General features: G+C 76.7%; 8 protein-coding genes. All 8 read left to right on the top strand.

Translation table 11 applies throughout. From position 1 onward, the window contains the following. The first annotated feature begins 216 nt into the window (after positions 1-216). The 8 genes from ABZW14_RS14080 to ABZW14_RS14115 all read left to right on the top strand — a co-directional run bounded on the left by ABZW14_RS14080 (position 217) and on the right by ABZW14_RS14115 (position 24,144). On the top strand, positions 217-4,578 hold the full coding sequence (locus ABZW14_RS14080; RefSeq protein WP_355345056.1) for a peptidoglycan-binding domain-containing protein: 4,362 nt from the start codon (positions 217-219) through the stop codon (positions 4,576-4,578). A 28-nt stretch (positions 4,579-4,606) separates the two neighbouring features. Then, positions 4,607-8,224 carry a DUF6603 domain-containing protein gene (locus tag ABZW14_RS14085; RefSeq protein ID WP_355345059.1) on the top strand — a complete coding sequence of 1,206 codons (3,618 nt, stop codon included), beginning with the start codon at positions 4,607-4,609 and terminating at the stop codon, positions 8,222-8,224. 1 nt (position 8,225) lies between these two features. Next, entirely contained in the window at positions 8,226-13,025 is a 4,800-nt protein-coding gene (locus ABZW14_RS14090) for a hypothetical protein (protein ID WP_355345062.1), read from the top strand. Next, the gene (locus ABZW14_RS14095) at positions 13,022-17,536 is read left to right on the top strand and encodes a hypothetical protein (RefSeq protein ID WP_355345065.1); all 4,515 of its coding nucleotides are present in this window, start codon (positions 13,022-13,024) and stop codon (positions 17,534-17,536) included. Before ABZW14_RS14090 ends, ABZW14_RS14095 begins: the two co-directional genes overlap by 4 nt. Next, positions 17,533-19,374: a hypothetical protein gene (locus ABZW14_RS14100; protein WP_355345068.1), complete on the top strand. Its 1,842-nt coding sequence runs from the start codon at positions 17,533-17,535 to the stop codon at positions 19,372-19,374. Before ABZW14_RS14095 ends, ABZW14_RS14100 begins: the two co-directional genes overlap by 4 nt. A 41-nt stretch (positions 19,375-19,415) precedes the next feature. Beyond that, positions 19,416-21,215 carry a hypothetical protein gene (locus tag ABZW14_RS14105; RefSeq protein WP_355345071.1) on the top strand — a complete coding sequence of 600 codons (1,800 nt, stop codon included), beginning with the start codon at positions 19,416-19,418 and terminating at the stop codon, positions 21,213-21,215. Then, positions 21,212-22,867 carry a hypothetical protein gene (locus ABZW14_RS14110; RefSeq protein WP_355345074.1) on the top strand — a complete coding sequence of 552 codons (1,656 nt, stop codon included), beginning with the start codon at positions 21,212-21,214 and terminating at the stop codon, positions 22,865-22,867. Before ABZW14_RS14105 ends, ABZW14_RS14110 begins: the two co-directional genes overlap by 4 nt. Positions 22,868-23,280: 413 nt before the next feature. Beyond that, entirely contained in the window at positions 23,281-24,144 is an 864-nt protein-coding gene (locus tag ABZW14_RS14115; protein ID WP_355345077.1) for a peptidoglycan-binding protein, read from the top strand. Positions 24,145-24,155: the final 11 nt, after the last annotated feature.

Consider the following 24,155-nt stretch of genomic DNA (forward strand, 5'->3'; position numbering starts at 1 on the left):
GTCGTCCTCCCGGGCAAGCAGCTGTCGGGTCTCCGCCACCGGAAAGAACTGAGTGGACGTTCAGCCCGCCCGGACGGGCCGGGCCCGTCGTCGTCGGCCCGATGGTTGTCATCCGGCAAGGTCGAACGTTCGCGCTGTTGCGCGGGTGCGCGAGTGGTTACGCAGTGACTTCAATCAAGGCCGAACGAACACCGGCCGTGGGTGAAGGGACACCGCATGACCGCTCCGACCGGCCTGCCCCTCGTACTCTGCGGCCCGATCGTGCGCCGCGCCGACCCCACCGGCGTCACCGTCTTCGTGGCCCTGCGCGCCCAGTGCACGGTGACGCTGACCGTCTTCGCGCTCGGCGCCGGCCCCGGCTACGCGCGCGGCGCCACCGTCGGCACCGGGAGCCGGGCCACCGTCAAGCTCGCCGACCGGCTGCACGTCGCCGCGGTGACCGTCACCGGGGTGACCCTCGCCCCGGGCACCCTCTACGGCTACGACCTGGCGTTCGCCGGCGGGATGAGCGCGGGCAGCCTCTTCGACCCGGACGTGGTGGCCGCCACCGCCGCGGCCGCCCGCACCGCGCTGACCTACCAGGGCCACCCGCAGGCGCCGGCCGCGGTGCCGGCGGTGCCCACCTTCGTCACCCCGCCGGGCGACCCCAACCAGCTGCGGATCTTCCACGGCTCGTGCCGCAAGCCGCACGGCGAGGGCCAGGACGCCTTCCCCGCCCTCGACCCGATCATCGCCGCCGCGGGCGGGGACCCGGCACGCCGCCCGCACCAGCTCGTCCTCGGCGGCGACCAGATCTACGCCGACGACGTGGCGGACCCGCTGCTCGGCATCATCCACGGCCACGACGCGCTGCCGGCCGTCGGCAGCGAGCCGGCGGTCCCCGCGTACGAGGGGGTCGCGGCGCGGCTGGGGCTCGCCCCGGAGGCGATGCCGGTCGGGACCAGCTCGCCGCCGACCGACCTGACGTACCTGCCGGGAAAGCGGGCCACCGCCATGGCCCGGGACGCGAAGTTCACCTCCGGCGCCGCCGACAGCCACCTCATGTCGCTGCGCGAGTACCTGTGCATGTACCTGCTGGCCTGGTCGGACGTGCTGTGGCCGGCGAGCTGGCCCACCTTCGAGCACGTGCTGCCCGCGGACACCCGGATCCTGAAGGACCCGCAGGACCGCCGGCCCGGCGAGACGGTCTACGACCTGATGCGCGCCGGCCGGCCGTACTCGCCGAGCGCGCAGCAGAAGGAGATCATCGAGCGCTGGGAACGGTGGCAGCGGCAGGCCATCGCGCTCACCGGATTCCGGTCCGGCCTGGCCGCGGTGCGGCGGCAGCTCGCCAATGTGACGACGTACATGGTCGCCGACGACCACGAGGTGACCGACGACTGGAACATGACCCGGTCCTGGGTGAACGACGCGGTGGTCACCTCGCCGCTGGGCCGGCGGATCGTGCGCAACGCCATGGCCGCCTTCGTGGTCTTCCAGGCCTGGGGCAACACCCCGGACCGGTTCGCCGAGGGCCCCGCGGGCGAGCCCGGCCGGGCCGCGCTCGACGCCCTGCGCGGCTGGTCCGCCGCGCCCAACGACGCCGACGACCTGGCGATGCGTACCCGGTTGGGGTTGCCCACCGCCGTCACCCCGGAGGGCAAGCTGGTCCGCCCGGCCGGCGCGCTGACCTACCACTACACGGTCACCTGGCCGCGCTACCAGCTCATCGCGCTGGACACCAGGACCTGGCGGCAGTATCCGGGCGGCCCCGGCCACCCCGGCGGGCTGCTCCTCGACGACGACCCGCTGGACGGGATGCTCACCGGCGGCGGGGTGCTCGGCGACGACGGCGTCACCGTCGTCGCGCAGCCGGTGGCGCTGTTCGGCGTGCCGATCCTGGAACAGTTCGCCCAGCCGCTGGCCAAGGCGACCGCGGGGCGCTGGACCGCCGACGCCGAGGACGCCTGGGTGGCCAGCGACGCCGCCGTGCACAAGGTGCTGGCCCGGCTCTTCGCCGCCGCACCGCCCGGCCCCGACGGGGTACGCCGCCGGCGGCTCGTCATGCTCGGCGGGGACATCCACTTCGGCTCGGCCGAGCGGATCCGCTACTCGGCGACGCTCCCCTACGCGTGCGGGCCCGACCGGACCAAGCCGTACGAGGGGGTCAACCGCACCGAGGGCGTGCTGGCCGGGTTCGTGGCCAGCGCGTTCCGCAACGAGGACACGGCGACGCGGGCGCTGCACGACGTCGGCTACGTGCCGCTGCTCGACGCGACCGGCCGCATCGACCTGGTCGGCTGGGCCAACGAGCTGCCCGACAAGGAGGGCCAGCGGATGCAGGCCGGCGTGCGCGTGACCGTCGGCGCTGACGCCACCACCGGCTGGTGGGTCTCCGGCCGGCCTTCGGTCAGCGACTACGACGCGTTGAAGATCCTCAGCCGGCAGCCCGAGTGGAACGTGTACGTGCAGTTCCTCCGGCACGACGAGGCCGACCCGGAGGTCCGCCGGGACGGCATCCCGGAGGCCGTGGTGGATCCGACCGGGCTCCCCCGCGACCAGGCGCTCGCCCAGTACCTGGCGGCGGCCCGCAACCTCGACCACTACAAGGGCTCCTGGGGCAACGGGAAGGAGATCGTCGGCCGCAACAACCTCGGCGAGATCACCTTCGACTGGCCCGCCGGCGAGTGCAAGACCGCCACCCAGCGGCTGTGGTGGCACCTGCCCGGTGAGAACCGGGCCGCCGCGCTCACCACGTACACCGTGGACCTGTCGTTCGGCTGTTCGCTCACCACCCCGGCACCATACGGCGGGTTCGTGCTGCGCGCCGGGGACCAGGACGCCGCCGGCACGTCGCTGGCCCGCTACGACGGGGTGGAGCGGCCCGCGAAGCTGGTCACCGACCGCTGGGTGAGCCGCCTCCAGCAGGACCTGGCCACGCTGGGCTTCCGCACCCCGGGGGCGACCGACGGCACGTACGGCCTCGTCACCTACTGGGCGGTGCGGGAGTTCCAGGCGTACGCCCGGCGGGAGCGCGCGGCGGTCGAGCCGGCCGGCGCGACCGCGCCGCGGTGGTCCGACCGGCTGCAGCCGGTCGACGTGCCGGAGTCCGAGCGCTACCTCGGGCCGATCAGCGGGGTGGCCGACCTGGCCACCCAGGTCGCCATCAAGCACTGGCTGGACAAGCGCTGGCGCTGCCCCGTGGTGGTGGAGTCCTGGCAGGTCGCCGGGGACACCCCGCAGCGGCTGGCCCAGCCGAACGTCTGGCTCTTCGACGAGGTCACGGCCACCGACCAGCGGCTCTACTCGCGGGTGGTGACCGGCCGGCCGGCCGACGCGGGCAACCCGCCTCCCGGGCACCCGGAGCTGATCCGGCTCGGCGCCTACCGGGGGCACGCCACGGATGCCGAGTGGAGCGGGCCGGTGCTCGACCCGGAGTCGGAGCTGCTGCCGGAGGCGCTGCTGCCCCGGCCGCAGGACCACGGCACCGGGCCCACGCTGACCGCGCTGGCCGCCGCGATCGCGGCCGGCGGCGACCCCGGCGCCCGGGCCGCCCGGCAGCTCTCCACCTTCAAGGTGCTGCGCGCCGTGGCCGAGAACCGGGTGCCCGACGCGGCCGGCGGGTGGTTCGACGCCGTCGCGGCCGACGACCCGGCGGTGCTGCGGTTCGGCCCGTTCGGCTGGCGGGCGGACGGGCCGCGGACCGCGCCCACCACGCTGCCACCGGCGCTGGACATCGGCGCGGAGCCCGGCGAGATGTGGGCGTTCCTGGCCTGGCTGCGGGCCACCGACCGGGACGCGTACGACGCGCTCGGCGGGCTCGGCGGCATCAACGCGGTGCCCGGCTGGGGCAAGGACGGCGGCGGGCTGCTCCACCCGGAGCTGCGGGTGCTGCGCGCCCGCCCGGCGGAGACCGACTCGACCGGCGCGGCCCGCGAGTCGGTGGGCACCACGCTGGAGCTGCTCGGGCTGCGCTCCTGGCACTGGCTGCACCGCTACGCGCTGGCCCTGCGCGGCCACGACGGGGTGCGCCGGGGCCTGTGGACGCCCGCCCGGCAGCGGCTGCACGACCTGCTCGTCACCGACTGGGACTCGCCCGACCCGGCGGCCACCCCGACCGTGGCCGGGGTGACCGGCGCCGACGGGCAGCCGCGGCGGGCCCGCATCGGCGACGTGTTCACCTCCGAGCGGTCGGTCGCCCTGCTCGCCTGCTGGCAGCAGTACCGGGCGCACCAGCTCGTGGCGGTCGGCCCTCCGGCCTCGGTGGGCGAGAAGCCGGAGTTCCGCACCCGGCCCCGGGCGGCCAGCGAGCTGCACACCGTGCTGACCCGGGCGAAGGCGCTGCAGAACTTCGACGGCCCGCCCACCGGGTGGACCGACGCGCACGAGACCGCGCTGGTCACCGCGATCCGGCAGGTGGTGAGCGCCGACGCGCCGGTGGCCACCGCGCTGGCCACGCTGGTCGGCTGGCCCACCTGGCCGGCCGGGCACCGCTACACGCTGCCCGTGTCGGCGCTGCCCGCGGGCGAGCGGACCCTCTCCGCCGCCCGCGGCTCGCTGCGGCTGGACCTGAGCGACCTGCCGCGGGTAACGGCATGACCGGCGGCAAGCGAGGACGGGAGCTGCGATGACCGAGCCGAAGAACGTGCTCGCCCTGCTCTGGGACGAGATCAAGCTGTTCGCCGAGCCGGTGCTGGCCGCGTACGACCCGTGGCGGCGGGCGCGGCTGATGCGCGCGCTCGGCTGGGACCTGGAGGCGGTCAGCGGCTTCGACGCCGCCCGCTTCGAGGAGTGGGCGGGCACCGTCGGGGACGCCCTGGAGGCGCTCGCGGCGGTGCGCGACGACGCCAAGCTCGACAGCATCGCCGGCCTCACGAAGCTGGGCGAGGCCGTCGGCGGGGTGGTCGGCAAGATCGGCGACCTGCCCACCGTGAAGAACGGCCTGCCGGATGTGCCCGGGCTCGCCGAGGAGCTGGCCGACGACCTGGTCGACCTGCTGGTGCTGACCTACCTGCTGCGCCGGGCGCCCTGGGTGGTGCCGCTGCTCGACCTGCTCGGCCTGGTCGATCCGGCCGCCGCCAACCCGCCCAGCGCGCCGATGCCGCCGGGCGACTCGCCGGTCCGGCTGCCGAAGCGCCGCGACGAGCTGCACCTGGACCGGGTGGTCGACCTGGTCCGCGACCCCGGCGCGTACTTCACCGAGCGGTACGCGCCGCAGGGGCTGGACACCCCCGAGGGGGTCGCCGAGTTCTCCGCCCGGCTGCTGCCCCGGCTGGCCCGGGCGCTGCGGGCCCTCGGCCTCGACGCCGACCAGGGCGTACGCCCCGATCTCGGCCCCGACCAGGGCGAGGTCGGCCGGCGGCTGGCGGACAGCCTGCTGCGGCTGCGGTTCAGCGGGCTGCGCACGCCCGACGGCACGCCGCCGCCCGGCGCCGGGCTGGCGCCCTGGACCCCCACCTTCGGCCTCGGCGCCACCCTGGGTCTGGCCAGTTGGGACGGCCGCTTCACGGTGATCCTCGCCCCGACCGGCGAGGCGCGCCTGGACGGCGCCATCGGCAAGTGGACGGTCGCCACCGAGCTGAGCGGCGCCGGGCCGGCGCTGGCGATCAACAGCGCGGGGGTGACCTTCAGCGGCGCGGCCGCGGTGGTGAAGTGGGCCGCCGAGGTCGCCCGGATCGCCCCGGCCGGGCAGCCCGGCTGGATCCTCGGCTCACCCGGCGGCACCCACCTCGCCGTCGAGCAGCTCGTCATCAACGGCCGGGCCACCCTCGGCGCCGGCCGCGACGACGTCGAGCTGAGCATCCGCGCCGGCCGGGCCGAACTGGTGGTCCGGGCCGGCGACGGCGACGGCCTGCTGGCCAAGCTGCTCCCCGCCGACGGGCTGCGGGTCGGCCTCGACCTCGGCCTCGCCTGGTCGATGCGGGGCGGGCTGCACCTGTCCGGTGCGGCCGCCCTGGCCGCCGAGTACCCGGTGCACCTGTCCTGGCACGGGCTGGGCATCGAGGGGCTGCGGATCGCGCTGGAGGCGTCCACCGCCACCCGCGCGCTGAGCCTGACCCTGACCACCACGGTCCGGGCCGCGCTGGGCCCGCTGCACGCCGTGGTGCAGAACATCGGCGTCGCGGCCGACCTGACCTTTCCGCCCGCGCTGCCCACCGAATCGGGTGACCGGGCCACCGGCGGCAACCTGGGCGCCGCGAACCTGCGCCCCCGGTTCAAGGGCCCGGACGGCGTCGGGCTGCGGATGGACAACGGCATCGTCGCAGGCGGTGGCTACCTCTTCGTCGACGAGGCCCGCGGCATGTACGCGGGGGTGCTCCAGCTCGGCATGACCTCCACCACGCCGCTGGCCCCCATGAAGGGCTTCCGGCTCCAGGCCACCGCCATCCTCAACACCCGCAACCCGGACGGCAGCCGGCTCTCCGAGGCCGACGGCGGCCACACCTTCTCGCTGCTGCTGGCCGGCACGTACGAGTGGTTCCCCGGGCTCATGCTGTTCTGGGGCATCTCCATCACCGGCCTCGGCCTGGTGGTCGGCTGGAACCGGCGGACCAACCCCGACGAGGTGCGCAACGCCGCCCGCGCCGGCACCCTGGACGCCCTGCTCTTCCCGGCCGACCCGGTCGGCAACGCGCCCGCGGTCATCGCCACGCTGAGCCGGATCTTCCCGGTCGACACCACCGGCACCGTCCTCGGCGCGATGGTCCGGCTCAACTTCCTCGCCGGCCAGGTCGTCGCCGACCTCGCGGTGCTTGTCGAGTTCCCCGACCCGGTGCGCATCCTGCTGCTCGGCAAGCTCGTCATCGACTTCAAGGACGCCGGCAGATTCCGGCTCGACTCGGCCGGCATCGTGGACTTCGCCAAGCGGGAGATCAGCGTCGACGCCGCGCTGATCGACTCGAAGCTCTTCGGCCGGCCGGTCTCCGGGGAGATGGCGCTGCGCGCCCGGTGGGGCGCGGGCAGCACCTTCGCGGTCTCCATCGGCGGCTTCCACCCCCGCTACGACCCGCCACCCGGCTTCCCGCCCGTCAAACGGTTCACCATCGCCCTGCAGAAGTCCGGCAAGGGGCTGAACCTCAGCGCGTACCTGGCGGTGACCAGCAACACCGCCCAGTTCGGGGCCGAGCTGAAGCTGCACTTCGAGGGCGGCGGCTTCGTCATCGACGGCCGCGCCTGGCTCGACGTGATGTTCCAGTTCAAGCCGTTCTGGTTCACCGCCGAGATCGGCGCCACGGTGTCGCTGAAGTTCAAGGACAAGGAGCTGCTGGCGGTCAACCTGCTGGTCGGGATCAGCGGTCCCGGCCCGTGGAAGGCGTGGGGCGAGGCGCGGATCAAGTTCCTGTTCTGGGAGGTGTCGGCGAAGTTCAGCTGGACCGACGGGGACACCGCCGCGGCCGACGAGCCCACCTACGTGGACGCCGGCGAGGCGCTGCGCACGGCCCTGTCCGCTCCGGAGGCGTGGGAGGTCCGCCCGGCCCTCACCGCCGGGGAGCCGGTGACCCTGCGCGACCTGGCCGGCTGGAGCGGCCCCGTGCTGCTGCAACCGGGCGCCCTGCTCTCGGTGCGGGAGAACGTGCTGCCGCTGGACACCGAGCTGTCCCGCATGGGCACCTCGCGGATCAGCGGCCCGAACCGGTTCACCCTGACCGGGGTGAGCGTCGGCGCCGGCGACGACAAGCTGGCCGGCGCGCTGGGCGAGCCGGTCGAGGACGACTTCGCCCCCGGCCAGTTCCGCGACCTGTCCCCGGAGGAGCAGCTCACCACCCCCGGATTCGTCCGCCTGGCGGCCGGCCGCACGGTGGCGCTGCCCGACGGCACGGCGCTGCCCGACACCACGCTCACCGCCTTCGCCCCGCTGAGCGACGACTCGGCGTACGACCGGATCGTCATCGACGACCCGGACGCCGCCGGCCGGCCGCTGCCCGCGGCACGTCGCCTCGCGGCCACCGGCGGCGGCGACCTGCTGGCCCGGTTCGCGGCCACCGCGCCGGCCGCGTTCGCCGGCAGCCGGCGCGCCGGGCCGGCCCGGTTCACCGGCCCGGCCCTCGGCCTCGTCGACGCCGGCCCCGGCGACGCCGGGTTCACGGCGCCCCCGCCGCGCCGCGCCCCCGCCCGCGGGCCGGTCCCGGCGCCGCGCCCCGCGGCCGAGGCCACCGAACCGTCCCGCCGTGCCGGCACGCTGCGCCGGCCCCGGGTCCGGGTGCCGCGGCCCCGGATCGTCCCCGCCGAACTGGAGGTCCGCTGACATGGGTGGCCTGCGTTTCCTGCCCTGGGTACGCGACGGCGTCGCCCGCGTCGTCGCCGACACCGACCCGCTCGCCGGGGCGCTGCCGCGGGCCCGGGCCGCGGTCGACCTGACCGTCACCGCGCTGGGCACCGAAACCGCGACCGGGACGACCCGGGAGATCATCGGCACCTCGACGGCGCTGCTGCACGGCCCCGGCGACGTGGTCGGCGTCGACGCCGAGGAGATCATCCGCAGCTTCCCGGCCCCGGGCGCGGAGAACGTCGAGGTGTCGATGTTCGCGGCCGTCGAGTTCGACCGCCCCGACCTGCCCTGGCTCTACACCCCGGCCCGGCCCGACGCCAACGGCGGGCTGCGCCCTTGGCTGGTGCTGGTCGTGGTGCCGGTGGACGGCGGCGGCGAGGTGCGTACCGAGGCCGGTCAGGCGCTGCCCCGGCTGGCCACCACCGTCCGCCAGCTGCCGGCGTTGGCCGAGTCGTGGGCGTGGGCGCACGCCCAGGTGCTGGTCACCACCGAGGACGAGGACGTCGCCGCGGTGATCGCCACCGCGCCGGAGCGGACCCTGTCCCGGCTGGTCTGCCCCCGCCGCCTCGCCGCCGGCGCCGAGTACCTGGCCGCGGTGGTCCCGGCGTTCGAGGCGGGCGTACGGGCCGGGCTCGGCGAGCCGGTGGCGGACACCGGTCCGCTCGCCCCGGCCTGGGGCCCGGGGTCGGCGTATCCCGGCCCGGACGACGCCGTGCTGCTGCCCGTCTACCACCACTGGACCTTCCGCACCGGGCCGGACGGCGACTTCGAGTCCCTCGCGCGGCGGTTGCGGGCCCGGCCGCTGCCGGCGGACGTCGGCCGGCAGCCGGTGGACATCGCCGCGCCCGGCGGCGGCCTGCCGGCGCAGGCGCAGGAGGGCGTCGAGGGCCGGTCCGTGCTCGGCTTCGAGGGCGCGCTCTCCTCGCCCGCGATGACCCCGACCGCCTGGGCCGACGACGTCCGCGCCGCCTGGCAGGGCGCCCTGACCGGGCTGCTGCGGCACTCCGCCGACCGGCTCACCCCGCCGCTCTACGGCGACCTGCACAGCCAGGAGACGCAGCTTCCCGCGCCCGGCGCGGAACCGCGCTGGCTGTCCGGGCTGAACCTCGACCCGCGGCACCGCGCCGCCGCCGCGCTCGGCACCCAGGTCGTGCAGCGGCACCAGGAGGACCTGGCGGCGGCGGCCTGGCAGCGGGCCGCCGAGATCCGCGAGGCCAACGAGCAACTGCGCCGCGGCCAGGCCGCCCGCGACACCGCCGAGGCCCTGTACGCCCGCCGGGTCGACCCGGACGCGCCCGGGGCCACGGTCGGCGACGACCGGCTGGTCGCCCTCACCCGGCCGGTGCACGACCTCGTCGAGGTGTCGCACCCGGGGCTGGCGGCCGACACCGCCGAGCCGCTGGACCGGCGCCTCGCCGACAATCCCGGCGCGGCGGCGGCCACCTCCGCGTCGGTACGCCGGCTGCTGCGCCCGCGCGGCCCCCTCGCCCGGCGGGTCGACACCGACGGGGCGGCGGCGCTGACCCGGCTGGCCGGGGGCGCCAGCGCGGTCCCCGCCGCCCGGGTGCCGGCCGGCGGCGCCGTGCTGGACACGCTGGTCAGCGACGGGCGCGGGGTGGGCGACCTGACCCGCGCCGTGATCGAGGCGGCTGCCGCGAACCCGTGGTGGCACACCGGCACGGGCGCCGTGCGTGCCCTCGCCGCCCCGGCGCTGGCCGCCGACGACCCGGTGACCCGCGTGGTCACCAACGGCGGCGACCTGCTCACCGGCGACCGGTTCTTCGTCGGCGCGGCCGACGGCCGCCTGTTCGAGCGACGGCGGCTCGGCCCGGACCGCTGGGTGTGGCGGGACCACGGCACCCCGCCCGGCACCGCCGTCGCCACCTCCGGCGCCGTCCTGGCCCCCGGCCGGGTCTACGTACGGACCCACGACAGCCGGCTGTTCGAGCGGAGCTGGGACGGGGACCGGTGGGTGTGGGCGGACTGCGGCGCCCCGGCCGGCGGGGTGCACAGCCGCCCGGCCGCCGGCGGCGGGCTGATCTACGTCCTCGGGGGCGACACCGCACTGTGGCGGTTCGACCCGACGGCCCGATCCTGGACCTCACTGGGCACCCCGGTCGGCGGCAACGAGCGGCTCTGGGGCACGCCCCGGCCGTCCTTCGTGGGCGTACTGGTCGCCACCAGCAACAACCGCCTGTTCGCCCACAACGGGCAGTGGCGGGCGTTCACCGGCCCGGCCACCTGGGGCTCCCCGGCCGCCGAGCACCTCTACCCCAACCGACAGTACGGGATCGAGTACGTCACGCCGGACGGCCGGCTGGTGTCGCTGTTCTCCGACGGGTCGACGTACCTGCACGACCCGGCGCCCGAGGGCCGCCGGGTGGTGTCGCTGGCGCAGGAGGCGGCGCCGTTCGGCAACGAGGAGGAGCTGGCGATCGTGACGCTCGCCGCCAGCACCACCAACCCCGCCGACATCCGGCTCACGACCCGCTACCTCTGGTACCACGACATCCAGGAGCGCTACCTCTGGGCGTGGCGCACCGAGACCACCCAGGTGCCGGCCGGCGGGTTCGGCGCGCACCGGCCCGGGCCGCTGGTCGGCGACTCGCGCGACGGCGAGCTCTTCGCCGTCACGGCGGACGGCCGGCTCACCTCGTGGCGCTGGGCGTACCCGCGGCCGACCGCATGGGTCGACCACGGCACCCCGGCCGACCCGCGCGGCAGCGGACCGGCCGACGCGCCCGCGCCGGCGCACGTGCGGTTCGCCCCGAAGGTGGGGCTGCTGTCCTCGCTGGTCTTCACCCACACCGTCACCCAGGGCGCCGGCAGCCGGCCGCGTACCCAGGTCGCGCACAGCCTCGCCGAGGACGGCGCGGTACGGGAGCCGGCGCTCACCGCTGCGGTGGACGGCCCGGCCGTCCCGGCGGTCGCCCGGGCCACCGCCACCACCCTGGGCGCCGTGCTGCCCACCGCCCGGCCCACCCTGGTCACCGCCGCGCTGCTGCCCGGCACGACGGCCGGCACCGCCCGGATCGCCTACTGGATCGGCCGCGAGGCCGACGCGAACGGGGCGGCGGCCGGCGGCTGGACCGGCCCGTTCGAGCTGCCCGACCCGGTCAGCGCGGATGCCGCCGGGCTCGACGTGGCCCTCGCCGACCTGGACGGCGACGGCCGCCCCGAGCTGATCGTGGCCTACGCGGTGAACCGCGCCGGCCGCACCGACAACACGGTGTTCTACCGGATCGGCTGGCGGCTGGACGAGACCGGCGCGGTCGCCGACGGCTGGACCGACTCGCTGCCCACCCCGATGCAGCTCGGCTCGGTCACCGCGGTCGGCGTCGACGTGGTCGACCTGACCGGTGACCAGACGCCGGACCTGCTGGTCTTCGCCACCGGCACGGTGGGCGGCGGGCCGGTGGCCCGCTACCTCACCGGGAAGGGCGTCAACCGGCGCGGCCGGGTCGTCGGCGGGTGGACCGTGGCGCGTCCGGTGCCGGACGAGGCGGCCTTCGCGACCGCGGACGGGGCCGGCGTGGCGGTCGCCGACATCACCGGCACCCGCCGCCCCGACCTGGTGGTGGCCCGGCGCAACGGCGGCACCGTCACCTGGCGGGCCGCCTTCGACCTCGACCCCGGCGGCGTCCCGGTGAGCTGGACCGCCGCTGTCACGGCGACCGGCGCCGCCGACGCGGGCGCCCGCGGCTGCACGGTCACGATCGCCGACCTGCGCGCCGACCTGGTCGCCGACCGGGCGAAGATGGGCGACGACTTCATGTCCGCGGCGGCCGCCCACCAGGGCCGGCTCGCCCCGGCCCAGGCGTTGGCCCGCGACCACAGCCCGGCCCCGGTGGCGCTGGACGACGCCGCCGCGGCGGTCCGCGAGACGGTCCGCCCGGAGACCGCCGTGGCCGGCGAGGTGCTGGCCGGGCTCACCCTCGGCGACGGCGACCTCGTCGACGCCCTGCCGGACAGCGGCGACCCCCTGCGCCGGCTGCTCGCCGGGGTCACCTTCGACGTGCCCGCCTACGAGCTGCTGCGCGGGCTGTCCCAGGAGCACGTGGTGCCGAACCTGCCGGCCGTCGCGCCGGAGACCATGACGGCGCTGGCCGCCAACCCGCGCTTCATCGAGGCGTTCCTGGTCGGGCTCAACCACGAGATGAGCCGGGAGATGCTGTGGCGGGAGTTCCCCGCCGACCCGAGGCAGACCTGGTTCCGGCAGTTCTGGGACGTCCGGGGCGCGGTGTCGGCGGGCGCGCCGCTGACCGACATCCCGCCGCTGACCGACCCGGCCTGGCGAAACGGCCCGCTGGGCAGCCACCTCACCGCGGTGGGCGCGCCCGGCGAGCAGTCGCTCGTGCTGGTCATCCGCGGCGAGCTGCTGCGCCGATACCCCTCCACCGTGGTCACCATGCGGGCGGCCACGTGGACCGGGCCGGAGGAGCGCACCCCGACCGGGCCGGACGTGCTGCCCATCTTCAACGCCTGGCTCTCCCCCGACCTGCTGCTGTTCGGCTTCCCGTACACCGCCGAGGTGGCCTGTGGGGCGAGCCGCCAGGCCGACGGGTCGGCCGGGCACTTCTTCGTCCTCCGCGAGCAGCCCGCCGCACCCCGCTTCGGAGTGGACCTCACCGGCGACCCGCCGCCGCCGGACGCGGTGGTGTTCGCCGCCCGGCAGGGCCGCAACGCCGCCGACACCGCCCGCGCGGTGCTGCAACGCCCCGTCCTCCTGGCCCGCCACGCCAGCGACCTGCTACCGACGCCGGAGAGCCAGTCATGAGCACCTCGACGTACGCCGCCGACCGGCCGCCGCTGTCCGGCGCGCTGACCGGAACCCCGTGGACGCTGACGGCCGCCGCCCCGGCCGTCCTGCTGCCGGTCCGCCTGGAGACCCGGTTCGCCGGGGCCACCCTGAAGATCCGCGTCTACCCCGATCAGATCCACGTGGACGACCACGAGCCCGGGCTGACCGCCGAGGAGATCGCGGCCGGCCGGGCGTACTGGGGGGACGGGCTGCCGGACGGGCCGACCGGTACCCCGGACGAGGCGGCCTGGACCGACCTGGTCCGCCGCTTCGGCGCGCCGCGGGCCGGCTGGATCGCCCGGGTCCTCGAACCGGTCGGCGGTGTCTTCCCCGACCCGCTGACCCGCACCGGCCCCTGGTGCGAGCCGGCCCGGGCCCGGCTGCTGCCCACCCAGTGGTACGCGGTCGGCCGCACCGCCGGCGGCAAGCTGTTCAGCGGCGCCTCCGACCCGGTCACCCGGGACCTGGCGGTCGGCCCCAGCCCGGTGCCCGACACCGCGGCCGGCACCATCGATCCCTCGGACGAGGCGCTGCCGATCGACGCCGGCATGCGCTGGACGGTCGACTTCGCCGCCGCCAAGGCCGCCGGGATGGCGTTCACCGTGACCGTGCCCCTCGACGCCAAGGGCGAGCCGGAGCGGATCGAGCGGCTGGTGGTGTTCGGCCTCGACGCCGCCACCGGCCCGGCCGGGTCGGCCCGCGCGCTGGCCCGGCTGCTGGAGGCACACGCCGCCACCGACGGGCTGGCCTTCCTCGCGCCCGACACACCCACCAACAACACCGGCTCGGATGCGCCGGCCGCCGCGCCGACCGCCGGGGCCGTGTCCATGTCGGACAGCGCCGCCGGTGCCGCCGCGCCCGAGGCGGCCGCCGCGCTGGCCGCCGCCGCGCTGGGCGTGCCGCTGACCGCCGCGCCGGACGACGCCCTCACGGCCGCCCGCCGGGCGCCGGCCCGCGCCGGCGCGCCCACCGGGCTGGCCCGGGGCAGCGGCGCGACCGCCGTCGACCGGCCCGCCGGGGGGCTGGTCCGCCGGCTGCTCTGGCCGGCCAGCTTCGGGGGGCTGCTGCACCACCTGCTGCCGGTCGCCACCCCGGCCGAGCGGGCCGCGGTCCGCGCGCACTTCGTGGCGCACGTGCACGCCGAGGGTCCCCTGCCCACGCTGCGGATCGGCCGGCAGCCGTACGGGCTGCTGCCGGTGGCCAGCCTGCGGGACTGGCAGGCCGCCGGGCCGGGCGAGGCGAAGGCGGTGGCGCTGCTCACCAACCTGTGGCGCAAGGTCTGGCTGACCTCCCCGGTGCCACGGATCGTGCCGGGCCTGGCCGACCCGGAGGCCACCCTGCTGGAGATCCTCGGCACCGACGCCCGGGTGCTGGAGGTGCGGGCCCGCAGCATGCTCGGCAACGAGTACGTGAGCTGGCTGTGGCGCTTCGCCCGGCTGGGCCTCGGCCCGGACTGGCGGGAGCAGGTGGTCGAGCCGGCCCGGGACCTGCTCGCGGCGCTCGGGCTGGGCGGTCCCACCGACCCGCGGCTGTCCCTGGCGGTCTTCGCGAAGCAGGCGTACGCGCTGGGCACCCCGCTGCTGGACGGGCCCGGCGCGCCCCGGGCCGGGCGGGTGCGGGCGTACGTGGACGCGCTGGCCACGGTCGGGCTGCGCGGCGACCAGGTGCCGGTGGCCCCGGGCGACGGGCCGGTGCCGCTGTTCCACCGGCTGCTGCGGGCGGCCCTGATCGCCGAGCACTCGGCCGCCGCGGACGCGTTCGCCGCCGAGGCGAACCTGCCCGGCGCGGCGGAGCTGCCGGAGCCGGAGCTGGTCGACATCCGCCCGCGCGAGCGCACCCCGGTGCTGCGCCGGCGGCTCGCCCTGTCGGTGCCCGGCACCGACCAGAACGTCGGCGGCTACCTGGCCGGCACCTCCGCGGACCCGCGGCAGGTGCGGGCGACCGCCGACCTGCGGGACTTCCGCACCGCGCTGGCCGGGCTGCGCGACGCCCTCGACGCGGGCCTGCCCGCCGCCGACCTGCACCGGCACGTGGCCGGCACGCTCGGGCTGGCCAGCCACCGCCTGGACGCCTGGATCACCTCGCTGGCCACGCGCCGGCTCGCCCAGGTGACCGCCGGCCCGGCGCCCGGTGTGCACGTCGGCGGCTACGGCTGGGTGGTCGACCTGGCGCCGGCCGGCAAGCCGACCATGGTGGCCCGGCCGGCCGACATTCCGGAGTCGGTGGCCCCGCCGACCCTGCCGCTGGCCCCCGCCGGCGCCGGCCACGTGCACGCGCCCTCCCCCGCGCAGGCGGTGACCGCCGCGGTGCTGCGCAGCGCGTCGCGCAGCCACGGCGGCGACCGGGCGCTCGCGGTGGAGCTGTCCTCCCGCCGGGTCCGCCTCGCCGAGCAGCTCCTGGACGGTGTCCGTTCCGGGCAGAGCCTCGGCGCGCTGCTCGGCTACCGCTTCGAGCGCGGCCTGCACGACCACCCCGCCGGCCCGTGGGACCAGTTGCTGCCGGCGCTGCGCGGGCTCGCCCCGGTGCGCGCGCACCGGGTGGACCCCGCCGACGACGGCCGTACCCGGGTCGCGATCACCGTCGAGTCGACGGCCACCGTGGACGGCCTGGAGCTGCACCGGCTGCACACCGCCGGCGGCCTCGACGCCTGGCTGGCGGCCCGCCCGGCCGGCGAGCGCGCCGCCGTCCGGGACGTGCTGGCCGACCTGGCCGACGCGGTCGACGCGGTCTCCGACACGCTGCTCGCCGAGAGCGTGCACCAGCTCGCCCTGGGCGACACGAACCGGGCCGCCGCGGCCGTGGACGCCGCCTCCGGCGCGGCCACCAACCCGCCCGAGCTGCACGTGACCCGGACGCCGGCGACCGGGGCGGCCCTGACCCACCGGGTGCTGCTGCTGGTCAACGTGGACACCCGGTTCGACCGGCTCCGCCAGGACTGGCCGGCCGCCCGCGGCCACCACCCCCGGCTCGCCGGGGCCGCCGTGGACGCCCTCGCCAGCGTGCTGCTGCCGCCGTCGTTCCGGGTGTTCTGGCGCTACCGGTGGCACGCACCGGACGGGGTCACCGCGACCGTCTGGCGGCCGGCCAGCCTGGACCGGATGCAGGTTCCGGCGGTGGACCTGCTGGCCGCGCCGCCGCCCCCGGGCCGGCCCGACGACGCCGAGCTGGACCGGCGGATCGCGCTGGACGCCTGGGGCCCGCTGCGCCCCGCCGACGTCGGCGACGACTGGACCCTCGAACTGGACTACGACCGGGATCCCGCCTGGCCGCTGGACCGGGTCAGCCTCGCCGAGTTCCTGCACGCGGTCGCGGTGCTGCGCGACCTGTTCGGGCGGTCCCGCCCGGCGGCCGCCGCCGACCTGGGCGTCGACCCGTCGGTCCCGCCCCAGATGGACGCCACCACCAAGGCACAGGCCGACGAGACGTGGCAGGCGGCCCGGCAGGCCGCCGCCGGGCTGGCCGCGCTGCCGGCCCCGGACGCGGCCGGCTGGGACGAGCCGGCCGCCCGTACCCTGCTCACCGTCGCCGCGGGCCTCGGCGTCATCGGCGCGGTGCCCCCTCCGGCGAAACCGGGGGCGGCGGGCGCGGTCGCGGACACGGCGGCCACCGCCCGGTTCGAGCTGGACCGCCGGCTCGCCGCACACTGCCGGGTCGTCGCCGAGCTGCACGACCGCACCCCCTGCCCGCCGGGCGGCTGCACCTGCCAGCCGGCCACCGACTTCGACCGGCCCGACGCCCCGCCGGCCCGCCGCCGGGAGGCCCAGATCGCGCGGCTGCGCGCCCTGCTCGGCCCCGACATGCCGGTGCTGCCCAAGGCGCTCGCGCCGCAGCCGGCCGAGCTCGCCACCGCCCTGGCCGCCAGCGACGCCCTCCAGGGCGGGTCGGCCCATCCGGTACGCCGCTGGCTGTCGCGCTACGGCCGGGTCCGCCCCGCCGTCGGCCGCCTGCAGGAGGTGCTGACCAGCGCGGACGCCCTCGATGCCGGGGGCGTCGTGACGGTGCCCGCCACGGTCACGGTGGCGCAGCTGCCGTACGCGCCGGGCGACCGCTGGGTCGGCGAGGCCCCGCCGAGGGCCGGCACCGAGCCGCTGTCGCTCGTGGTGGTCGCACCCGGCGGGATCGACCCGGCCCGCCCCTTGCAGGGCATCGTGGTCGACGAGTGGACCGAGGTGGTGCCGGCCGAGAAGGTGCAGACCGGGCTCACGTTCGAGTACGACGCGCCCGGCGCGGCCGCCCCGCAGGCGGTGCTGCTCGGCCTGGCGCCGCAGGGCGCCACGAACTGGCAGCCGGCGGGCCTGGTCCAGGTGCTGGACGAGGCGCTGGACCTGGCCCTGGCCCGGGCCGTCGACCTCGACTCCCTCGGCGCGGCCGGGCAGTTCCTGCCCGCCCTCTACTTCCCCACCAACGTGGCCGAGGCCACGACCACCACCGACTTCGTGCCGGACGCGACGCTCACCCCGCAGGGCGGACAGGAGGCCAACCGATGACCACCGTCGAGGAGCCGCGCACGACCAACGAGGGGCCCTCGGTCACCACCTGGACCCGGTTGGAGCCGCGGACCCGCCGGGCCGACCTGGCACCGGCGGTGGACGCCCGGATCGCCGACCCGCTCTGGCTGCTCGCCCGGCAGTGGCAGCTCGGCGAGTTCACCGGGGAGGACGCCGGCTCCCCGGTCACCGCCCGGGTGCACGCCGAGGTCGCCCCGTTCACCCGCTACCGGCCCGGCCCGTACGCCGGTGCAGTGGGGCTGCCCGCCGGGGTGCCGTGGGAGGCGCTGGTGGAGCGGGAGGCGGCGGCGACCGCCGGGGACCTGCGGCACGCCGTGGAGAGCGGCCAGCAACTGCTGCGGCTGCTGGCCGACGCCGGGGCGGGCGAGCTGGCCGGCCGGGTGTGTGCCGCGTACCCGGTGCCGGCGACCCCGCCCGACGGCGCCTCGGCCGCCGACCCGGAGACCGTCGGCTACCTGCGCATCGCCGCCGGCCGGGTGCCGCACGGCGACCTGGCGCTGCGGGCCTGCGCCGAGGGGCGGTTCGCCCGGGAGGTCACGGTGCCCGCGACGCTCACCGCCGCCGTGGACCGGGCCGTCGCCGACTGGTACGCCTGGCTGGGCGTCCCCGTGCGGCCCGCCGGCCCCCGCCCCGGCTACCTGCTGCAACTGCCCGCCGTGCTGGCACCGGGCGGCACCCGGCCGGCCGCGCCGCCGTGGCCGCCGGCCGACTTCACGCCGCTGTACAGCACCCCCGGCCTGGAGGGGTCGGCCTGGCTGCGGGAGCGGCTGGAGCACGAGGCGGCCGTCGCCGCGCACGACGGCCGGGCCGAACTGGTCCTCACCGCCCACGAGTACGACGGGAACCGGCTGGACTGGTACCACTTCGACCACGAGCCGGGCACCACGCTGGAGGCCCGGCCGGCCGTCCAGGATGTGGTGAAGGTGCTGCTGCCCACCTCCGTCGCGTACGCCGGCATGCCGTCCACCCGGTTCTGGGAGCTGGAGGACGCCCGGGTCAACCTGGCCGGCATCGGCGCCGGCGCGGGCGACCTGGCCCGGATGTTCGTGCTGGAGTACGGCCTGGTCTACGCCAACGACCACTTCCTGCTTCCGCTGGAACTGCCGGTCGGTTCGGCCACCCGGGTCCGCTCGCTGCTGGTCACCGACACCTTCGGCACCCAGACGCTGGTGCCGGCCGCCCCCGAGGGCGTCGCCCTGTTCCGCCCGGCCGGTGCCACCGGCGGCGGGGCGGCCGACGTGCTGGTCCTGCCCGCGACCGCGGCCGCCACGCTGGACTCGGCGCCCGTGGAGGAGGTGCGGCTCGGCCGGGACGAGACGGCCAACCTGGCCTGGGCGATCGAGCGGACGGTCACCGGCGCCACCGGCCGGCCGATCGACCGGGCCGCCCAGGTGGGCCGGGCCGCCGTGCCGCCGCGCCCGCCGGCCGACCCCGACGCGGACGTGCCCGCGCTGTCGTACGCCTTCGCCACCACCGTGCCGGAGAACTGGGTGCCGCTGCTGCCCGGCCCCACGCAGGACCGCCCCGACGTGGTCCGGCTGCGCCGGGTGCCGCTGCAACAGCCGAACCGGGACGGCGCGCCGGTCGCGGTGACCGGCTACAGCCGGCTGCTCGACTGGCGCGAACGGGACGGGCGGCTCGTCGAGCTGGCCTTCCCCGAGGAGGAGGTGCCCCGCGCCGGCAGCCGGCTGCTGCGCCGGTGGCAGCTGGCCCGGTGGGCCGACGGGTCGGTGCACCTCTGGCTCGGCCGTACCCGGCACGGCGGCGCGGGCGAGGTCTCCAGCGGCCTGCGCTACGACACCGTCCAACCGCGCTGACCATCCCGCCCGCGACCGACACAGACAGCGGAGAACTGCTCATGACGATCATCTGGAAGAAGGACCTGCCGCTGCCGATGGCGCGGCCCCGGTACTACGACTACGAATACCTGCGCGCCGACGACCTCACCCAGGCGCTGGACTACCTGCTGGCCCGGCAGAACCTGGCCGCCCGGCTGCTGCGCCCGGTGGGCGTGGTCAGCGGCCTCGACCTCACCGCCACCGGCGGCGACGTGACGGTCGGCCAGGGCGTGGCGATCGACGGCGACGGCAACGTGATCGTGCTGCCGGACAACCGCCGCACCACGCTCCCCGGCGACGGCACCTTCTTCGTCTGGATCGAGTACCACGAGTTCCTGACCGACCGGCGGGACGAGGGCGGCGTGGCCGCGGAGACCCGGTGGACCGAGGAGGGGCTGGTCAAGGTCAGCGCCACCGCACCCACCGACACGGCGCACGCGGTGCTGCTCGGCAAGGTGGCCCGCACCGGCGGCACGGTCACCGTGCAGGGCACCGGCCGGCAGGTCGCCGGGCTACGGGTGCCGGTCGGCGCGATCGTGCCGGCCGTGGGCGCCGGACCGCAGGCCGGCATCACGTTCCCCACCGACCCGGGCGGCGGCACCGGCGACGAGGCGTACGTCCGCTACTGGCCGTACAGCGGGGAGAACACGATCCTGCGGATCGCCAACAACAACGATCCCGACGACCTGATCGCGTTCACCCAGTACGGCGCGGACCGGCTGCGCATCGGCGGCGGCATGCTGCACCTGGGCAGCATGGAGGGCGTCAACGTCAGCGCCGGGCAGGTGGTCGGCTCCCTCGGCTTCTGGGGGCCGGGCGTGCAGCACGCCCAGTTCTCGTTCCGCGCGGGCCGGGGCTTCGAGCTGGTCGACCGCAGCGCCGACGGCCCGAACGTGGCCTACACCGAGAACAGCAAGCCGTACGCCGACCTGGCGGTCAAGGAACTGCGCGCCGCGACCGTACGCGGGCGCGGTGGGCTGTCCGTGGTCGCCGAGGGCGCCCTCGGCCTGCGGGCCACCGGCGGGGTCAGCGTGGTCAAGGACGGCAGCGGCAACGGTGACCTGACCGTCCAGGGCAGCGCGTGGGTCAACGGCCACCTCAACCTGCCGAACTGGAGCTGGATCAACGGCGGCACCCGGCTGCACATCGGCGGCCCGGAACGCCTGCACCTGCTCAACGCCGCCGGCGTCTACGTCGGCTTCGGCGGTGTCGCCGGCGCCGACAGCGGCTGCCTGTTCGTCGAGAACCGCAGCTCCTTCGGCGGCGACATGCGGGTCACCGGCAAGATGGTGGTCGGCCCGGCCACGCCGCCGCTGGCCTCGTGGAGCGGCGGTGGCATCAGCACCTTCGACCTGTTCGCCTCCGGCGCCATCTACCTCGGCAACAGCGAGGCCAGCGGCTACACGATCAGCCTCAACGCCGGCACCGGCGTCATCAAGGGCAAGTCGAAGCAGTTCGCCATCGACCACCCGCTTGACGGGCCGGACGCCGCGCAGCGCCGGCAGCTCATCCACGCCGCGCTGGAGGGGCCGGAGAACGGCGTCTACTACCGGGGCGAGGGCCGGCTGGAGAACGGGAGGGCCACCGTGGAGCTGCCCGCGTACTTCGAGGCGCTGACCCGGGCGGAGGGGCGGACCGTGCAGCTCACCCCGGTCTTCGAGGACGACGAGCCGGTCTCGGCGCTGGCCGCCGGCCGGGTCCGGGACGGGGCGTTCCGGGTTCGCACGGTCGACGGCTCCCCCGCCTCGCACGCCTTCTGCTGGCAGGTCACCGCGATCCGCGCCGACCTGGAGCCGCTCGCCGTGGAGGTGCCCGCATGATGCCGACCGGCTGGTGCCCGGGCACCCGCACCGTGACCGCCATGATGGGCACCTACCCGGGGACGAGCTGCGTGCGGATCTTTTTCGGGCCGGGCGACGGGCTGCCCGCGGGCGCCTGGACCGACCCGCGGCAGCGGCTGGCCCAGGCGCCCGCCGACGCCGACGTGATCGTGTCGCACAAGGACCCGGAGGTGGACGCCGCCGCGTTCGTCGCGGCCTGGCAGGCCACCGGCCGCACCGGCCGGCTGATCCTCGTGCCGCACCACGAGCCGGAGCAGCAGACCGGCGGCGACCCGGCCCCGGCCGCGTTCCGCACCTCGTGGACCCGGACCCGTAAGCAGGTGGGCGACCATCCCGCCCGGCTCGACGGCCGGTTGCGGCTCGCGGTCTGCTGGACCCTGCAATGGGTACGCCGGGTCGACGCCGCCGGACGCCGGGTCAACGACTGGCGCACCTGGTGGCCCGAGCACGAGGCCGACGCCGTGGACCTGGTCCTCGCCGACTGGTACCCGTACGACCCGACGGCCCGCAACCCGTTCCGCCCGGCCGGCTACGAGGAGCCCGCCTCCGCCCTCGCGATCATGGTGGAGCTGTCGCGGGCCACCGGGAAGCCGTGGGGCATCGCCGAGATCAACCATCCGCGGATCACCACGGCGGGTGGCTACCCGGCCGACCTGGACTCCGACGGCAGCCGCTGCGCCGCCTGGTACCGGCGGATGCACGCCTGGGCGAAGGCGAACGGCTGCCAGGTCTGGTCGCACTACCACCGCGACGAGGGCGACCTCACCGAGCGGAAGACCGAGCAGCAGGCGCTGCGCGAGCTGATCGCCGCCGAGGCGGCCGCGCCCCGCCGGCTCGCCCCGGCCCTGGAGACGCTGCGCGCCGAACTGACCCGGCGCTGGCCGGGCGCCGGCCGGACCGTTGCCGACTCGGCCCACCACGCCGACCACCGGCCCAACGCCCGGGGCGCGATCGACGCGCTCGACGTGGACGTCACCGGCGTGGACACCGCGGCGCTGCTGGCCGCGTTCCAGCGCCACCCGTCGGCGGCGTACTGGATCCACGCGGGCGCCACGGCGGACGCCGACGACGGCTGGACCCGGCGGCCGTATGCCGGGGCCGACCCCGGAAAGGACCGCCTGCACCTGGGCATCCGGTGCACCGAGGCGGCCGAGCGGGATCAGCGCCCGTGGGGCCTGGCCGAGGAGGCCGGGTCCGACGCCACGCGGTTCCTGGCGCTGCTGAAGGACCCGGCGGTGGCGCTCCAGCTGCGCGCGCTGCCCTGGCAGTACGTCGGCGGCGGCATCCCGAAGGGCATGTCCACGCTCGGCGTGCTCAACGAGATCGTGCAGACGGTCCGGGTCATCGGCGAGACCGTGGCCCGGCAGGCCGCCGACCCGGCCCCGGTCCGGGCGGCGCTGGCCCGGCTGCCCGAGCCGCGCCCGGCCGCCGGCCCGCCGGAACCGTCCGGCCGGGCGGACGGCACGCCGCCTGGGCCCGCCGGTCTGCCCCGGACCCCGGCCGAGGTCGACGCGCTCGCCGAGGCGGTGGCCGCGCGGGTCCTCGCCGCGCTGCCGGCGGACGCCTCCGGGGTGTCCGGCGGGGACCTGACCGCCGCGTTCCGGACCGCGCTGGCCGAGCTGGCGGGCTGAGCCGCCCGCCCGCCGGGTCGTCCGATCGGGTGAGCGGGCGGCCCGGGCGGCGGAGCGGCGGGATCCGCCGATCCCCGGGTTCGGCCCGCCGGTCGGCGGGCGGCCCGCACGATCGGCGGGACCCGGGAGCCGCCCGGGTCGGCGTGGCGCTGATAGCCGACTCAGGTATTGCCCCGGTGACCTGCGGTTTCGAGAGTGGACGCAAGCTTCGCCGCGCACGCCGCGGCGGTCATCCGCCGGCGTGTCGCGCCGCCGCGCGACGCCGGCCCGAGCAGGAAGCGGAGGCACCCCGATGGACACCGCGAGCATCGACACGGACTACCAGGTGACCGTCTTCGAGGAGGACGACGACCCGGAGACCCTGATCGGCGACGAGATCGAGTACGACCTCGCCGCGGACGAGGAGCAGTGACGTGAGCGCTCACCTGGCACCCGCACTGCGGGTGCTGCGCGACGAGATCAACAGCCGCTGGCCGCACCGGGACCACAGCTCGGACGGCTGGATCGGCGACGCCGCCCACCAGGCGCGCCGCTCGGACCACAACCCGGACGGCGACGACGCCTCGGTCAACGCCCTCGACGTGGACGTCGACGGCATCGACCCGCTGCTGGTGGTGCGGCACGCCATCACCCACCCGTCCTGCCAGTACGTGATCTGGAACCGGACGATCTGGAGCCGGACCCGCGGGTTCACCGCCGCGCGCTACACCGGCAGCAACCCGCACCAGAAGCACCTGCACGTCAGCGTCAGCCACCAGCGGTCGCTGGAGGACAGCCTGCGGGCGTGGGGCATCGCCACCGCGGCGGCGACCCGGCTGGGCGACCGGGTGCTGAAGAACGGGTGCCGGGGCAGCGACGTCCGCGAGATGCAGACCCTGGCCAACCGCCTGAACGCCCGGCTCACCGTCGACGGCGCGTTCGGCCCGCGCACCGCCGCCTGGGTCCGCGCGTTCCAGCAGGCCCGGAAGCTGACCGTGGACGGGATCGTCGGCCCGGCCACCCTGGCCGCCCTGCGGCAGGCCACCGCCCGGCCGCAGCCGCAGCCGCAGGCGGGGCGGGCGCCGGGGTGCCGCACCCTGAAGCAGGGCAGCACCGGCGAGGACGTGGCGTTCGTCAAGCGGTTCATCGGCACCCGCCGGTGCGGCCCGGCCGGCGTCGACTTCGACGCGGCCACCGAGGCCGGAGTCCGCTGGTACCAGCGGATGCGCGGGCTAGACGACGACGGCGTGGTCGGCCGGCTCACCTGGGGGCAGATGGGCGTGCGGATCACCTACTGACCGGGCCGGAC

This window comes from Micromonospora sp. NPDC004551, from assembly GCF_040609975.1.
GTDB lineage: Bacteria > Actinomycetota > Actinomycetes > Mycobacteriales > Micromonosporaceae > Micromonospora.